At 37.1% G+C, this 15,587-nt stretch carries 14 protein-coding genes and 1 riboswitch; of the genes, 1 reads left to right on the top strand and 13 read right to left on the bottom strand.

The features are described from left to right. Nucleotides 1–28: 28 nt before the first annotated feature. Nucleotides 29–133: riboswitch (SAM riboswitch) on the bottom strand. 558 nt (nt 134–691) lie between these two features. The 6 genes from FQV30_RS08260 to FQV30_RS08235 form a co-directional block, all read right to left on the bottom strand. Next, on the bottom strand, nt 692–2,059 hold the full coding sequence (locus tag FQV30_RS08260) for a sodium/glutamate symporter (protein ID WP_146499692.1): 1,368 nt from the start codon (nt 2,057–2,059) through the stop codon (nt 692–694). Nucleotides 2,060–2,073: 14 nt separating this feature from the next. Then, nucleotides 2,074–3,210 carry an N-methyl-L-tryptophan oxidase gene (gene solA, locus FQV30_RS08255; RefSeq protein WP_146499691.1) on the bottom strand — a complete coding sequence of 379 codons (1,137 nt, stop codon included), beginning with the start codon at nt 3,208–3,210 and terminating at the stop codon, nt 2,074–2,076. 144 nt (nt 3,211–3,354) lie between these two features. Continuing rightward, nucleotides 3,355–4,155, bottom strand: coding sequence for an SDR family NAD(P)-dependent oxidoreductase (locus FQV30_RS08250; RefSeq protein ID WP_146499690.1), 801 nt, complete (start codon nt 4,153–4,155; stop codon nt 3,355–3,357). 293 nt (nt 4,156–4,448) lie between these two features. Continuing rightward, nucleotides 4,449–5,612 (bottom strand): N-methyl-L-tryptophan oxidase, encoded by a 1,164-nt coding sequence (gene solA, locus FQV30_RS08245; protein ID WP_146499689.1) that lies wholly within the window; start codon nt 5,610–5,612, stop codon nt 4,449–4,451. A gap of 15 nt (nt 5,613–5,627) precedes the next feature. Further along, nucleotides 5,628–6,893 (bottom strand): M20 family metallo-hydrolase, encoded by a 1,266-nt coding sequence (locus FQV30_RS08240; protein WP_146499688.1) that lies wholly within the window; start codon nt 6,891–6,893, stop codon nt 5,628–5,630. Continuing rightward, on the bottom strand, nt 6,893–7,786 hold the full coding sequence (locus FQV30_RS08235) for a MurR/RpiR family transcriptional regulator (protein ID WP_146499687.1): 894 nt from the start codon (nt 7,784–7,786) through the stop codon (nt 6,893–6,895). The genes FQV30_RS08240 and FQV30_RS08235 overlap by 1 nt, the downstream gene beginning before the upstream one ends. Before the next feature lie 151 nt (nt 7,787–7,937). Here FQV30_RS08235 and FQV30_RS08230 point away from each other — a divergent pair, with 151 nt between their 5' ends. Beyond that, nucleotides 7,938–8,534, top strand: coding sequence for a HutD family protein (locus FQV30_RS08230; protein ID WP_146499686.1), 597 nt, complete (start codon nt 7,938–7,940; stop codon nt 8,532–8,534). Between the two features lie 885 nt (nt 8,535–9,419). Here FQV30_RS08230 and FQV30_RS08225 read toward each other — a convergent pair. From FQV30_RS08225 to FQV30_RS08200, 7 genes are all read right to left on the bottom strand, one after another. Next, nucleotides 9,420–10,010 carry an STAS domain-containing protein gene (locus FQV30_RS08225; RefSeq protein ID WP_370512390.1) on the bottom strand — a complete coding sequence of 197 codons (591 nt, stop codon included), beginning with the start codon at nt 10,008–10,010 and terminating at the stop codon, nt 9,420–9,422. Between the two features lie 33 nt (nt 10,011–10,043). After that, nucleotides 10,044–10,244: a hypothetical protein gene (locus FQV30_RS08220; RefSeq protein WP_146499684.1), complete on the bottom strand. Its 201-nt coding sequence runs from the start codon at nt 10,242–10,244 to the stop codon at nt 10,044–10,046. Nucleotides 10,245–10,817: 573 nt separating this feature from the next. Beyond that, a complete protein-coding gene (locus FQV30_RS08215) occupies nt 10,818–12,149 on the bottom strand; it encodes an NtaA/DmoA family FMN-dependent monooxygenase (RefSeq protein WP_146499683.1) in 1,332 nt (443 codons plus the stop codon). 272 nt (nt 12,150–12,421) lie between these two features. Continuing rightward, nucleotides 12,422–12,970, bottom strand: a complete 549-nt coding sequence (locus FQV30_RS08210) for an NADPH-dependent FMN reductase (protein ID WP_146499682.1) — start codon at nt 12,968–12,970, stop codon at nt 12,422–12,424. Nucleotides 12,971–13,008: 38 nt separating this feature from the next. After that, a complete protein-coding gene (locus tag FQV30_RS17935; RefSeq protein ID WP_186725580.1) occupies nt 13,009–13,158 on the bottom strand; it encodes a hypothetical protein in 150 nt (49 codons plus the stop codon). Between the two features lie 24 nt (nt 13,159–13,182). Next, on the bottom strand, nt 13,183–14,310 hold the full coding sequence (locus FQV30_RS08205; RefSeq protein ID WP_255473371.1) for an NtaA/DmoA family FMN-dependent monooxygenase: 1,128 nt from the start codon (nt 14,308–14,310) through the stop codon (nt 13,183–13,185). A 296-nt stretch (nt 14,311–14,606) separates the two neighbouring features. Further along, nucleotides 14,607–15,566, bottom strand: coding sequence for an NAD(P)H-dependent flavin oxidoreductase (locus tag FQV30_RS08200; RefSeq protein ID WP_146500348.1), 960 nt, complete (start codon nt 15,564–15,566; stop codon nt 14,607–14,609). Nucleotides 15,567–15,587: the final 21 nt, after the last annotated feature.

The following is a 15,587-nucleotide window of genomic DNA, read 5'->3' as shown; positions in this document are numbered from 1 at the left end:
AAAGAGGGTTGTAAATTTCTTAAATCCACTCTTATCTTCAAGAAAAAATTCTTGCAGGAATTAGCACCTTTCTGTGAATTCAGAGGTTGCTGAAGCTTCGACGGGCCTGTCCCTTTGCTTCTCTTGATAAGACTATTCAACTTAATACCAATTGTAATACTAGGTATTTAACGTGTCAACTTTATATTTCTATTGAAAGAGGATCAACTTGTTAATGCTTCTACTCTTCCTATAACCCCACATATGTAGACTTAACTTGGCTAATATTTATTTGTTAAGTTAAATTTTGCGAACAAATAAACCAGATTACTACAAAGGAGGCCAATCTGATATGGCATTGACACCTGAAGAACTCCAGATCCTCCTGCGGAATCAATTAAACCCCAGCAGCATCGAAACTACCTTCCTCTGCACCAAATTGTCCAACAAAGACAGTGAACAGGTCTTATCACGGATGGAAGCAAATCGTTTAACGCAATCGAACAGAGTAAAATAAATACAAGTAAAGGACAGATAGCTTGTTATGCTATCTGCCTTTTTTATTTAATATAAAACAATAATTGAAGTAGATAATGAACGGACTTGAAGAAATCTAAAACCTTTATCACTATACTCTTTTCACTTAATATAGAACATACTTCAAATAAACATCCAGTGCAGGTTATGCACCGCTAATCCTATCAGAAAAAATTCATGGAATTTTCACGTTTGTTTTAGTAACGGTTAATGGAACACGCTTAAAAGTGAACCAGCCATTCATTTTAGCTATTACAAATATGACAAGTCCAAAAGTAAGCGTAATTCCGATGAATAGCCAAGACTGGGAATTTACGATTAATAGCGGTGCAAAGGTGACGATTAAGATTTCTACTGGTGCAATTGGAATATAAGCCATCCCAAAATCATCCAAGGTATTACTCTCTAATTCCGGGTCTACAATCCGTAATAAAGCAATGCCCATAGCGACGGTGCCTGTTGTCCATCCCCATGTGAAAATGCCTTTTTCAAACCAGTGTTGTTGGAAGAAACGGCGAGAAAGGATGTAAAAGAACGTCCAAGCAAAAAACAAGCCAAAGGCAAATAAAATGGAGAGTGGCACAATATATTCAAGAACAACAGGTAAACTGATTGAAGCAATTCCGAATGCCACCAATAGGTCCGTGGCGCTTCCACTTATGCGGTTGATAACGTCCTTGCTGACATAGTGATCCGCCTTAGTTGAAGACAAAACTTTCTTGAAGGCAAGCCCTACTAAAAATGCAACAGAAAAAGCAGGTATTGCCAAATTCGGCAGCAAAGAAGCGACCCAACTGCTGATATAGTAACCAGTCATAGCTACTACAGCAATAATGGAACCATGAAAAATATAAGGATCAATGGAAATTGAAGAAACAGTATCTGTCTGTACATTTTTCCGTAAATGTTTAGGTACTAACCCGGTTTGCAATTCTTTAGGCAAGTCATCGAAGTTCCCGATAAAATTTGTATGACCTTTTGATGCGCCCCGTTTAATGAATACTAATCCGATTAAAATGGCACTAAGAATGCCGACTGTCGCAGATGTCATTGCCAAAGAGGTTGCATCTTCCCATCCTTGTTGAGCAAAAGTAGCGCCAATAGCCGCTGCAGTACCGTGCCCTCCGACAAATCCAGCAGCTAAAATCAATCCGAATCCGTTATGAAGGTCTCCCCAGATAGAGTTAAGCACTAATAAACTGAATAACAGACCACCGCCCCACATTAAAACCATGGCTGCCTGAGAATATGCCCACATCCCACCCACACGTTTCGAAATTTCCTTCCAATTAATTTTTGGAGAGACAAGCGGTAATGCTCCAAAAACGACAGCAATCAGCACTCCTGGATATGTACCTATTTGATCCGAAAAAGGAATTAAATTGAATCCACTCGGTCCGAACGCAAGCCCAATTATACCGGCTATAATGCTCGCTGGCAAAAAAAGCCGTTGGATTAGTGAGACTTTCGCGCGGATAATCGTACCTAACAGCAACAGTCCTGCAATCAATCCTAAATCAGTAAAAAAACCCCATGCAGTCATTCACAACACACTCCTTATATAGTTTTAATACTTTGTATATAGCGTTCCGGATTCAACGTTTCAGTCTGAAAATCCGACTGTTTTTCCATAATTAAATTAGCAGCAAGTTCTCCGAAAGCCGGAGCCATTTTGAAACCATGACCTGAAAACCCACTTAATGTATAAGTATTTGGCATATCAGGTACTTTGCCTACAATCGACTGATTATCTGGAGTAAAAGCATCCATATAAACATCTGCCCTCACAGGATCAGCTCGGACACCTCGGAAGTATTTCTGCACGATTACACTGCTATCCGCTAATTCTTCAAGACTTATAGGGGCTAACTGATCAGGAGACGCAACTTCAGAGCCAGGTTTACTTGTACCTATTTTAATCATAGATCCTTCAAGTGTAGGAGCTCCAAAAAAACGGTATCCTTCTGTTCTCCGAGTGAAGACCGGGAAATTCTTTGGGCCAAACAGCTCTATATCTTTAGCTGGAAACCATGTTAAAAAGATTCTTTTCACTGGTAAATAGGGTTGAAAAGCTGGAAGGAAATTTTTCGCCCAAGGGCCGGCAGTGATAAGCAATTTTCTTACTTTATAAGTTTGCCCCTTTGCTGTCACAGCAACATGATCGTTCTTCGGCTCTATCTTTTCAACAGTCGTATACCGCAAAATTTCTGCACCAAGATCTTCTGCTCGCGTCGCCGCAGTGACTACTGCTAATTCTGGCCGAATGTATCCGGCTTCTTTATCCAAAACCATAATTTCGTCCTTAGATAGCCGGTGCTGTGGATATCTCTTGCTGGCTGAAACATAGTCTAGAATTTCATGTTCTATCGAAAAATCGGTTACTGCCTTCAAGGAATTTTTCACCGTTTCCTCTTCTGGTTGTCCAATCGTCAATCCTCCATTAAGGTGTAACAAATAGCTGCTGGTCTCTTTTTCCAGTTGACGCCATAACTCTTGTGATCTCTTTAAAATCGGTACGTATTCCGGTCCCTCTTTATACGCCGTACGGAACAGCCTTGACTCTCCTCCAGCAGCCGAACGGTCATGCCCTATACCGAACTGCTCAAAACCAATTACGGATTTGCCCTTGCTCGACAGCTGCCATGCTGCCATGCTGCCCATTGTCCCAATTCCTATAATACCGACATCCCACATAGGTTCCTCACCTCACTCAAGATTAATAATGCTAATAATTTTGTAGCTTCTGATGCTTAGTGTTGGTTTAGCTGATTGAGTGTATCATATGCAAGTTCTCTGTTTCTGCGACATATCTTGCCTAGGTTGCTCTATGTTGCTTATTCATCGCATCACACTCCCACCTGATATTTTCAAAGATTCACCTACAATGTTCTTGGCTGCATCAGTCAAGAGAAACGCAATAGAATTCGCTACCTCATACGGTTTCGTCAAACGTCCTGATGGAATACTCTTTTCTGCATTCGCGAATGCTTCCTTATAGGTATTGCCGGAGTTTTCAGCGTTTTTTATAATCAGCATTTTCGCCATATCGGTTTCTACATAGCCTGGACAAACAGCATTAACTCTTATGTTATGTGCAATAGCTTCGACTGCCATGCACTGGCTCCACCCTACAACTGCGAATTTGCTGGCTGCATAGGCGCTATTGCCATAGGTCCCTCTTAACCCTGACAGAGAAGCGACGTTTACAATATCTCCTTCTTGTTGTTTGATCATGTCCGAATAGATGGACTGTGTCAGAAAAAAAGTGGATTTAAAATTTACATTCATCATATTTTCCATAAATTGCTCATCCAGTTCTTCCGTAACTTTAGTTCCTGCAATTCCAGAAGAATTTACCAAACCATTAATGAAGCCTAACTTTTCTTTCGCACCGCTAATTAATTCTTTTCGGCTCGCTTCATTTGTAAGATCAGCCTCTTTTGTAAAAACTTTATCTTCTTCTGTCAGTAGAAAAAGTTCAGTTTCCAGCTCATTAAGCTTTTCCCTATTTCTTCCCGTGATTGTTACTTTAGCTCCCATCTTGACTAACAGCTTTGCCGTTTCATAACCGATTCCACCTGTAGCTCCTGTAATCAACACATGTTTATGATTTAATGCTTCAGCCGAAAAGATACTCATGGGCTCCTCCTTCGGTTCAATATGCTTATTTGAAAAGTAGAGTTTTTTAAAAAGAATACTGTTTGGCATTCTCATTAAGACTACGGATAAATTGTTTGAATAATCTGACAACTAAGAGTACAAAAAGAGTATAAAGTGATTGTCGTCTCACATTTATTTCGTTGGATTTGATGGAAGAACATTACTAACACATTCTTGTTCGGGTCCCAGGATGCGGATCATGCAACTGGCGCCGAACTAAATCTGAAAGCAACTGAAGTGTTTTGTAAAAGCTAGTTTCTTTAGTTCAACTTTTATAGATGCTCATTAGTGGACGCTTCCTTATAGAAACGATTCAACTTTAAAAAAGATATATTAAGGTCTGTTTTACCTTCAATCGCTAAGTCAGTTAATATTTTTCCAATAACACTGGCGAATTTGAATCCGTGTCCAGAAAATCCACCTGCAATAACAAGATTGGAGTGTTCAGGGTGGAAGTCGATGATAAAATCATTATCTGGCGTCATAGAGAACAAGCAAACTTTCCCCTCATTTAATTGACCGTTTGCTTGAGGTAAAAATCGACTTAAAAATGAACGTAGATCATCTTCTTCATGAGAAGTTGTAAAAAAGTCGCGATTCACTTCATCTGGATCAACCACATCTCCTAAATCCATTCGTCCAACTTTCAAACCTTTGCCGTCATAGTCGGGAAAGCCATAATAATGACCGACGTTATGTGTATCAAAAACGAAACAAGGGAATTCGTTACCGTATAAATCTTCCTCTGATGTTTCGAACCATCCAAATGTTTTACGAAGAGGTTCTATATCCAAGTCTAGTTCAGGTAGTAATTTTGGAATCCAGGCACCTGCTGTGATAACAGCTTTGCGAGCTACTAAAGTTGCATCCGCTGTTACAATTTTCACTTCTGCCTCTGAAGTTTGAATATCTTCTACTCGCTGATTTTCAAGAATTGTTACACCTAATTTTATAGATTCTTCTTTATAAGTTTGGACGCATTCTTCGCTATAGAGAAAACCAGAATGCGGATCATAACAGGCTATGTAATCGTCGGGAACCAAAATACCTGGCCATCTGGCCATCAAGCTTTTAGCGTCTAACTTTTCATGAGTTAAATTGTATTGAAGAGAACTTTCAATAGTTTCCTTGACGAAATCGGAGCCAGGATGCCCGACGGAAATTGCACCTGTTTGATTAAATAATATTTTACCTGTTTCTTGTTCAAGGTCTTTCCATAAAACTAGGGCTTCTTTTACTAGAGGTACATAGATTCCGCCGTTTCCGTAACCAAGACGCAAAATTCGTGTTTCTCCGTGATGACTGCCAAAATTATTAGGAATAGAAAATTGATCGATAACTAAGACTTTTTGCTGCGCCTTAGCTAAATAGTACGCTGTTGCAATACCCATCGTTCCGCCTCCGATTATTGCAACATCATAAGTAATATCTTCCATTTCAGTTCCTCCCTTCTAATCTAATGTTACATCCAATTTAAATATTGCCTGCAATAAAACATTCGCTGCTTTTTCAATATCTTCCATTCTGCTATATTCTTCTGGGCAATGGCTTTTCCCATCAATACTTGGAACAAATAACATACCAGCCTTTGTAATAGAAGCTAGATGTGTTGCATCATGACCAGCCATGCTCCCTAAGAGAAGATAGTTTTCTTCAGGTGGAACAGCATTTTCAAATGCCCGGATGATTGTCTCATCCATTTTCGTTGGTGCTTGATCTAAAATGATATTTCTAGCAATTTCAAGAGGCTGTCGGCTCGTTAGTTCCTCAAATACTTTTTCAACTTTTTTAATAATATGTTTAATTTTTTCGGTCGTGTCTCCTCGAACTTCCATCAATAGTTTCACTTCATTTGGGATGATACTTGGAGCTCCAGGTGAAATAGAGAACTGACCAATTGTCCCTACCACTTCATCAGAAGGATCATTACGAACAATTTCTTCGAAAGCTACAACAAATTTTGATGCAGCTACAAGCGCATCGTTTCTCTCTGTCATTAATGTTGTCCCTGCATGATTTGCTTCACCTTTAAAAGTAATTTCTTCTCTATAAATTCCGGTTATAGCTGTAACAACCCCAATAGGAATTGACTGATTTAGGAGACGTTTGCCTTGTTCAATATGAACTTCTAAATATGCTGTTAAATCAAGTGAATTCTTTCTTGCAGTTTCAATTTCCTCAATAGAACCACCTGCTAATGCCAATGCAGTTTTTAGTGAAAGACCATCTTTTGTCTGAACATCTGCAATATCTGACTTTTTGAGTTTACCTGTAACAACTCGACTTCCAAAAGTAGAAAGGTTAAATGGATTAGGCTCTTCGGCGGTGAATGAAACCACCCCAATAGGATGTTGCATTTCAATTCTATTTTCAAGTATGGTCGTTAAAATTTCTAAGCCAATTAAAACTCCTAACGCACCATCATATTTACCACCGTTAGGTACAGTATCAAGATGTGAACCTATCATTATAGGATTTTTATCACTAGAATTAGGTGAGATGGCCCAGATATTTGCTGCAGCATCTATGTCATATCCAAGATTTAATGATTTCAATTGACTAATAAACCACTGTCTTGCTTCTAAATCATAGGAGGAAAAAGTGATACGGTCTAAGCCGTAGGATTCGTTCAATCCAATTTCGCCCAATTTTTCGATGTTAGTTTGTAACCGGGCTCCATTGATGGTTAAGGAAGTATTTCTAGAGATATTCTTCATTAAATTCCACCTAATTTCTTGTCATATTTAGAAAAAACTTGGTTTGTTTTATATGTTTCTTCAAGTTTCGTTAAACGGTCCTTTGTTTCCTCAAACTGTACATTACTCATAATATTTAGAAGGATGGTTAAGAAAGCGAAGGTAGATATATAAGAATCAAATAATGAATTCAATGTAATCGGGGTTACAATTGAGATTTTACCAATCCCTTGTTTCTCCAATAGCTTACTATCTGCAATCGTGACATACTCGAAATTTTCATTTTCTAAATAATGAAGCATAGAAACCATTTCCTTCGGGTAACGAGGAAACAAAAACATTACCACCAGAGCCTGAGAATCCTTAAAATTCTCTAAGACATCATAGGCTTCACTGCCGTCAGTAGTGTGAATAAATACAGATGGCCGAATTTTACGCAAGAAAAAATATAAGTAGTTAACTAATGGTGTTGCAGTTCGCGATCCTATAACGAGTACACTTTTAGCATTCATTATTTTCTTAGAAGTGGTGTCAATTTGGTCTTCATCGATAAATTTAAGCAAGGATTTCAAATTATCAATTTCTTTTTGCAGGAAATTTTCGACTGTCTCTAGTTGAGTAAATGAGTTTATACTTTGGCGTTCTACGGCCGTGATCTCATAATGCGTTAATTGCTTCATCTTATTGTTGAACAAAGAGAAACTTGGATACTCCAAAACATTTGTAACAAAACGAGTAATGGCTGGTTGACTGACGCCAATTTTCTCAGATAACTCCGAAGCTGTCATAAAGGCAATTGATTTATCGTTAAATAACATATATTCTGCAATTTTTCGGTTATTATTAGATAATTTTTTTCGTAAAATTACTTGAAGAATTTTATTAAACTTCTCGAGACTATCAATTTTATCCATAACATCACTCCGCTTTGAATAAAGTTATTCATTAATATTAACTCCAAATAAATTTATTTGATATGTTAGTTAATATAACATAGCATGTAAATATGTAAAGTTATTTTCTGAATATTTTATTTTTTAAAACTAGAATAAAAGGGGAAAACATATGAAATTAATTCAAAAAGACAAATTACATACTATCTACTGGAGCGGAGGGGCATCAACAGAAATAATGATTTATCCAGAATATACTTTCTACGCTGGGAAAAAATTTAAATGGCGAGTGAGCATAGCTACAATTGAGAAAGAGAAAACAATTTTTACACAATTACCGGGCTATAGCAGACGAACAATGGTGCTTGAAGGAAATTTAACATTGGTACACCGAGGTCATCACACTTCGACTTTGGCACCATTTGCTCAGGATAGATACGAAGGTGATTGGTATACAACCAGTGAAGGAATGGTAGTAAATCTCAATCTTATGACTGCACCTTTTATTTCCTCTCTCATGAAAGTGGAATTTTTTCATGAAAGATATGTAACCTATCCATTAAATTGTTTAAAAGAACAGAACAATGAAACTCACCTCTTATTAATAGCCCTAACTTCATTTGAAGTTCAAGGAACTGTAAACGTTTCTTTAAATAATGGAGACACCCTCTATTTTAAAAAAAATGATCTGACAGATAAAGACGAATTGAAGTTATATACAGAGACTAATTTTATTCGATTTGTTTACATAAAAATTATTGAAGAATAATGAACGCATAGACTATAAATATATTCAGATTACAAATATCCTGAGAAGTTATAATCTATATTGAAAACACCAACAATCAGTTTTATTCAAAATGTAAATAATTAAGTTATGAACCCTACTTTATATTCAATCGACTTTATCATGCTGGATATAAAGAAATCATTTTTCTGATTGCTCTGTCTCGGTTTACTTCACTAACTTATGAAGTAGCTGAACACTGTACTGAAAAGAATATTCCTATTTTATTGATTTCTGATAGTATGAAAATTTTATGCTGCCTTTTGCAAATCTAATTTAAGCATTTGCAAAAATACACGTTTACGAACAAAAAGAAAAAGAAGAGGCGCTTGAACCAGCCTCTTCTCTCCATTTAAATGCTTAAATTTATTCATGAAATTAATATTTTGCGAACATATATTAATAACCATCTAAAAGTAAATCTTTGATAACAAGTTATCCTTCCTTCCCCTCCAACCTTATATTTCAATTAAAATCACCTTATTACCAGGACGCCTCAACATAAGAACTGCCAGAAAAATCCTTTTTTCAAATAATATCTAGTGGAAGGAATTCAAGTACGTTAATTTCAACTTGATAAACAACATTCATATCGAGGAGGAAATAATTGAATATAACGCTATGAAAATGAAGATCGAATTGTATAGAAAAATAGGCTACTGATACCCAAAGAATTCAGGGCTCCAGCAGCCTAAGGCAATATTATAGATGGGTCTCAAATCACTAAATCAGTCTCGAGTAATCTGCACTTTTTAAAAGTACGATTGATGAAATTGACCCACCTTATTAAAAAAAATCATTGTTCAAAAGTTTAGACGCAATAGCAGTAAGCTTTAAGTCACTGAGTTACAGTAAGAGAAAAGACATTTAACTATTAATAAAAGAAAGACCGCTTTTTAGATTTGAAAAGAAAGTGGCATGTTTGAACTCCGAATGCAAAGAAATTGCTTTTCGAGCTAAGTCAGGACGCATGCCCGTGAAAACAACTTCAACACCAAGTAATTTTAAAGTTTGCGCTACACTAAGTAAATAAGAAGCTGCATTATGTGAAATGTCTGTAATACCAGATAAATCGATGACTAAATGTTCAAGATCAAGCCTTTTGCTTTCAAATAAAATCGTTTCCATCATTTGATTGCTTCGTTTAGCGTGAATATTTCCTATAACTGGAAGAACACCGACTCGAGCTGAGACCAAAACGACTGGAGTAGAGAGTTTCAATACCTCTTGGTATGCATTATCTACTTCTAGTATGTAGGTAAGCAAGTCAGCCATCCTCTTAAATAAAGAGATGTCTTTTTCTTGAAACTCGAATGGCACATCATCCATCCCGCATAATGTACCAAACTTCTTACCTGTCTTAGAAATGATGGGAATTCCGATCAATGATCCCCCTCCCCATCCTTTCGTGACTTCCATGTTTTTGGTTAAATCGTTTTCATTTAAATTCGGTATAATGAGCGGTTCCCGACCACTCCGAATAATATGTATTCAATAAGATTGATTGAATTCCGTTTGAAATCCTTCTTCCAGCAACAATTTTTCTCGGTTAAAAGCTTTTAGCACATCCACTGTATAGCCATCATTCTTTGCAATAAAGAACGTATTTACTCCAATACTATCTTTTAAAATATGGAATACAGTTTCAGCAGCTTCCTCAACATTTGAATATTCAATATCGAGCGTTGACATATAATCCCCTCCCAACTATTTGATTTTTATTCTATGTATAACTTTTCTTCATTATAGCTTTATAACTTTACCATACTTCTTGTAATATACCCTTGCTACTATACCTTAATCCTTCTTCCGATAAAGCGGTGAAATATAAACTAAATACCGACAAGTTTTCAGAAGCTTTTATAAATAGAATTTATATTTCTGAAAACCAGTTTTTTTTAAGGGTACTGTTTTTTTAGAGGCTGTGCAAATCAAAGTCTCCCTTCCTACTAGTCACTACTAAAAGATGTTTGACTACCGGTAGTTAAAGCAATAACTGTTATTTAATCAAAAGGGGAAATCCAATTGATAAGAAATTCAATTGCTTGTCACTTTAGGCGTTATTTTGCACTATAAGTAAATATAAAAAGCCCAATTTCTCAACATTAATTTGAGAAATCAGGCTTTTTCTGTGCACACTGATATATCAGTGTTTCTATTAACATTTTGAGAACCGTGGTGATTTACGTACTTTCTTAAGACCTGGTTTTTTACGCTCATAAAGAAGCACAGGCCATTATCAGCCTGTGCTCTATATTACTTCTATTAAGATAATCGTTTATCTACACCATATTGATAGGGCACACCAAGATTTTCTCTTAATGTCTCTCCATCATAATCTTCATGGAATACACCACGTTCCTGTAAGATAGGGACCACTTCTTCTACAAAACGTTTAAAGTCGGTTTCATAAGCATCTGGTAGTATCCAAAAGCCATCTGCTGCGCCACTTTCAAACATTTCAGTTAGGTAATCCGCAGTTTCTTTTGCATCACCTAATGTTGCAGGATGGTAATCAATCACAGAATGATAAATGATATCGCGTAATGTCCAACCTTCACGCGCCACCTTTAAAACATTCTCAGCACGAGGATCAGAGTAACGGTCGATTTTTACCTTGTCTAAAAGTTCTGGTGCGATCGGGCGTTCTAAATCTTGAGGAGTTAAGCTGATTCCTAATATCATTCCGATATGAAATGCACGTTGTTGTACTATATTTTCATCCATAAAACTTGCGTGACGATCTATTGCTTCACGTTTAGAATTTGCAACAACCGGCATGAGTCCTGCGATAAATTTAATCTCATCTGGTTTTCGACCCGCGTCTATCGCAGCCTGGCGTAGTGCATTTCTTGTAGCAATACCTTGTTCTTTCGTCCACACTTCACCAATCATTGCACTCGCATAGCGTCCTGCAAACGCAATACTATTTGGAGATCCACCAGAGTGAAAGATGACCGGTTGTCCTTGTGGTGAAGGTGGAATTGGCAAGGCTCCATTTGCCTGTATATGTTTACCAGATATATGAACAGGTTTTACTTGGCTATAATCCGCAAATACACCGGTTTCTTTATCAGCTTTTAGAGCATCTTTTCCCCATGTTGCCCATAAGTGCTGTACAGTTTCTACGAACTCATAATGACTTTCATAACGTGATCTACTATCCATTAGTTTTACACCAAAGTTTTCTGCTGCCTTTGGACTTGATCCCGTAACAGCATTCCAAGCAATACGTCCACCACTCATTAAATCTATCCCTTTAAATTGACGTGCTAAAGTAAAAGGATAATTCCACTGAGTATGTACAGTTGACGCCACACCAATGTGTTTTGTTTGTTGTAATATTGCAGTGGCAGTAATGATAGGTTCAATCGTCATCGCTGGCACCTCCCTGTTATCATCGGGTATTGCTCCAGGGAAATCACCTACAAATATAAATTGAAATTTACCTTTTTCGGCAAGTTGAGCATAGCGAATATCTGCATTAATATCTGGATAAGTAGTCACATTGACACCCTCACTTTTCCAAGCTTTAGCATTTGCACCGAATGCCCCTGTAAATCCTAAACCAAGCAACATTTGTTTTTTTTCAGACATAAATAATTCCCCCTAATTTATTTTCATATGGTATCTACTTGCTAATATGATTCAAAAATCTGAAATATGTTTTATTGAAAATCCTTCCAACTCCAAAATTGTCCCCAAATAGTCAAGAACCTTCTTCGTTTTTGAGATATCAGAAGGACTTCCAGAAATAATAATAATATCACTCATAATTTTTCTATCCTTTCATTTCAGCAATTTAGTATTTCTCTGAATATCTAAATACCTGGTCTTTCTTCTATATCAATTTATCTAAAAAACCGATCTTAAAAAGACCCTTTTTTATTAATTTCTTCAAGCAATTTCGATATTAATAGCTTTAGTGAAGAATTAACCTCATCTTTTATAAATTCCCCGTCTTCGTTCAATCTATTGTTTTCACCGGAAATTAATAAGGCTCCGCCATCGAACACATTCGCATTGACCATAGACAAATTAAGTTGCAAGGCTTGATGAGCATTTTCCCCATCACATGAAGCTGTAATAACCGCTACTGGTTTCGCATAAAGCTCGGCAGACGAAACCAACCATTCAATTGCATTTTTCAAAACTCCCGGCACTCCCTTTATATATTCGGGTGTACAGATAATGACTCCATCTGCTCTAGAAAGTAATTCTCTATATACTTCAACCTCTGCTGGAGGGTTATCATTATCTAATTCACGATTAAAATGTGGAAGTTTTTCAATGCCATCGTATATTTCATAATTAACATTGCTGGGTACGAATTTATTCAGGCTATTGAGCACTTTTAGAGTTGAAGATTTTTTCCGACTACTTCCGGATATGGCGATAATATTAATTTTTGTTTCCATAAGAATCTCTCCTTCGATAAACTGTATTTAAAATCTCTTCAGAATTGTTTGGAAATCGAAGCTTGCGGCTTCGTTTCTTCGGTTACTGTGAAACCGTTTGTTTTTGAATCCAAACATGAAACCACCTTCTTCGCACTCATTCCTGGGTGTTCTTCTATACAAGCGAGGATGATATCTTCTAGTTCCATTGGTCACACCTCTCTTCAATTTATTCAGATAGAATATCTATTTTGGGGATAAGGCAATCCTAAATTTCCTCGTAAGGTATTTGATTCATATTCTGTACGGAAGATGCCTCTATCCTGTAAAATTGGAACGACTAAATCAGCGAAATCTTTTAAAGCTGTTGGATGCTCTTGTTGAACCAGCAACATATCCATGGCACCTGCTTCATACCATTCCTGAATTTGATCGGCGACTTTCTCGGCCGAACCGAAAAATAAAGGTTTTGGAATTCGATACTGAGGGATTAAACTTTCCATTTCCCGGAATTTTTCTTCGGCTTCTTTTTCAGTTCTGCCAACAAGCACTTGCTGTGAAACCGCAACAATAAAGTCCTCAGAGGATCGTCCTTCCAATGCTACCTTTTTTTTAATTTTTGTCACAATTTCTTTTAAATGATCAACTGATTGAGCAAAGGTAAAGACGCCATCCGTATACTTCGCAGCATTATTCATAAAATTATCAGACATACCCGCCGTGAAGAGTACCGGTCTACCTTGGACTGAACGACTAAGATTCAATGGACCATCTACCGAGAAATAATTCCCCCTATAGTTTATGGGATGCATTTTTTGTGGATTTAAATAGATTCCATTTGCTTTATCTCGTATAAAAGCATCATCTTCATATGAATCCCATAAACCTAAGAGAATCTCCATAAATTCTTTTTGCATCGGGTACTGATCTGCTTTTGTTAGATGCCCTCTACTGTAATTCACCATTCCTCCCGGATTAGAGGTAATCGCATTTAGGGAGGCCCGGCCTTTGCTGATTTTGTCGAGGGATAATATCTGTCTTGCAGCAGAAAATGGATCTCCGTACGACGCAGCAATGGTTGCTGAAAGGCCAATATTCTTAGTAACCATGCTGAGCGCAGACATGATGCTGACCCCTTCAAACATACTCAAGTAATGCGGTATGTTTCCCGGCCCAACATGGCTGACATCGATTAAAAACAAAGTATCGAATTTCGCCTTTTCTGCAATTTTTGCTTGTTTTACATAGTAATCGATATTTTCACTCGCATCAGCAGGCATGTCAGGGTGTCGCCACCCCATATGGTTATAGCCCACCCCTTCAATAATAGCCCCCATTTTTAACATTTTTCTATTATCCACTCTTTTACCTTCTCTCTATCGGAATAAAATATGATGATTATCTTAAATTTTAAGTATTTATTTTCTTATGTTGAATGCAAGAATTCTTCTGCAAGCAAATTATAGGCTTTTAAACGCCCTTCTTGTTCCCCATAAAAATCAACAATCATAATTTCATCAACTAAAGTCTCTTTTGCCAGTGCTCTTAATTTTTGTGCGACTAACCTCTCTAACTATCTATTTACACATAATTCTTTAGGGTCTCTGTTAAGAAGATAGAGAGAATCTTTATATTTCTAGACAGTTGTTTAATAAGTTCAATTAAAGTCTTGCATTAAAGTATCAACCACTTCTTTTACGGTTCTGATTTCTTTGATTGGCGTAATTCCAGTACCTATAGAAATATAGCCATCCTCTGTATTGCCTTCCAGCATGCCGATACGCATTCCAATTGAGCCAACCATCGTTTTTGCTATTTCTTCACGACTAACACCTTGGTTATCCATTTCGACTAGTTTATATGCTAATTGAGTTGGTAAAGAACGATAGTATGCCGGCAAAGTACGGAACATCAGTAAATCTTCTGCTGTAGCATCTACAATCATTTGTTTCACGTTTTCTGCAGCTGGGTTTTCTTTTGTTGGAATAAAGACACTCCCAGCAAACACACCTTCAGCGCCTAAAGCAAATGCAGCCCGCACTCCTCTAACGTCTCCAATACCACCAGCTGCCATTACAGGAATATTTATCGCATCTGCAATCATTGGAACAATCGAAAATGTTCCTATGACTTGTTCTGGAACCGTCCCACCTTCATCAAATCCAGTCGCTACATAAACATCTACTCCAAATTCTTCTGCAGCTTTTGCATCTTTAATAGTAGGAGTAAGGGGTCTATAAACAATTTTAATATTGTTTTCTTTTAATGGTTTAAAGATTCTTTCATCCAGTAGACCGTTCACGATAACAACAGGAACTTTCTCCTCAATAACCATTTCTAAAATTGGCCATGTGTAAGCTAAATCAGAATGTACGATTACAGGTATTCCAAATGGCTTATTCGTTAAAGTTTTTATTTTTTGTATTTCAGTTCTCATTCGTTCCGCACTTATTTCAGGTGAACGAGTTGTATCAATCTGACCGGCATTTGGACCTAGAAAACCTAATCCCCCAGCATTGCTTACCGCTGCAACAAATTCGGCATTTGTAATCCAAGACATTGGGCCTTGTACAATTGGTTTTTCTATATTTAATATTTCGCATATCCTATTAGGCATTCTTACTGAAATCATTGACTA

Origin of the sequence: Planomicrobium sp. CPCC 101110 (assembly GCF_007859395.1) — a bacterium.
GTDB lineage: Bacteria > Bacillota > Bacilli > Bacillales_A > Planococcaceae > Planococcus.
Note: the sequence above shows the minus strand (reverse complement) of the source record. Positions and strands in the feature narration are given on the sequence as shown.

Coding starts and splice junctions, on each gene's coding strand:
- FQV30_RS08200 (WP_146500348.1), bottom strand. CDS start 15,566: ATGCCTAATAGGATATGCGAAATATTAAATATAGAAAAACCAATTGTA.
- FQV30_RS08240 (WP_146499688.1), bottom strand. CDS start 6,893: ATGAAGAATATCTCTAGAAATACTTCCTTAACCATCAATGGAGCCCGG.
- FQV30_RS17935 (WP_186725580.1), bottom strand. CDS start 13,158: ATGGAACTAGAAGATATCATCCTCGCTTGTATAGAAGAACACCCAGGA.
- FQV30_RS08220 (WP_146499684.1), bottom strand. CDS start 10,244: ATGTCAACGCTCGATATTGAATATTCAAATGTTGAGGAAGCTGCTGAA.
- FQV30_RS08230 (WP_146499686.1), top strand. CDS start 7,938: ATGAAATTAATTCAAAAAGACAAATTACATACTATCTACTGGAGCGGA.
- FQV30_RS08235 (WP_146499687.1), bottom strand. CDS start 7,786: ATGGATAAAATTGATAGTCTCGAGAAGTTTAATAAAATTCTTCAAGTA.
- FQV30_RS08215 (WP_146499683.1), bottom strand. CDS start 12,149: ATGTCTGAAAAAAAACAAATGTTGCTTGGTTTAGGATTTACAGGGGCA.
- FQV30_RS08260 (WP_146499692.1), bottom strand. CDS start 2,059: ATGACTGCATGGGGTTTTTTTACTGATTTAGGATTGATTGCAGGACTG.
- FQV30_RS08250 (WP_146499690.1), bottom strand. CDS start 4,155: ATGAGTATCTTTTCGGCTGAAGCATTAAATCATAAACATGTGTTGATT.
- FQV30_RS08210 (WP_146499682.1), bottom strand. CDS start 12,970: ATGGAAACAAAAATTAATATTATCGCCATATCCGGAAGTAGTCGGAAA.
- solA (WP_146499691.1), bottom strand. CDS start 3,210: ATGTGGGATGTCGGTATTATAGGAATTGGGACAATGGGCAGCATGGCA.
- solA (WP_146499689.1), bottom strand. CDS start 5,612: ATGGAAGATATTACTTATGATGTTGCAATAATCGGAGGCGGAACGATG.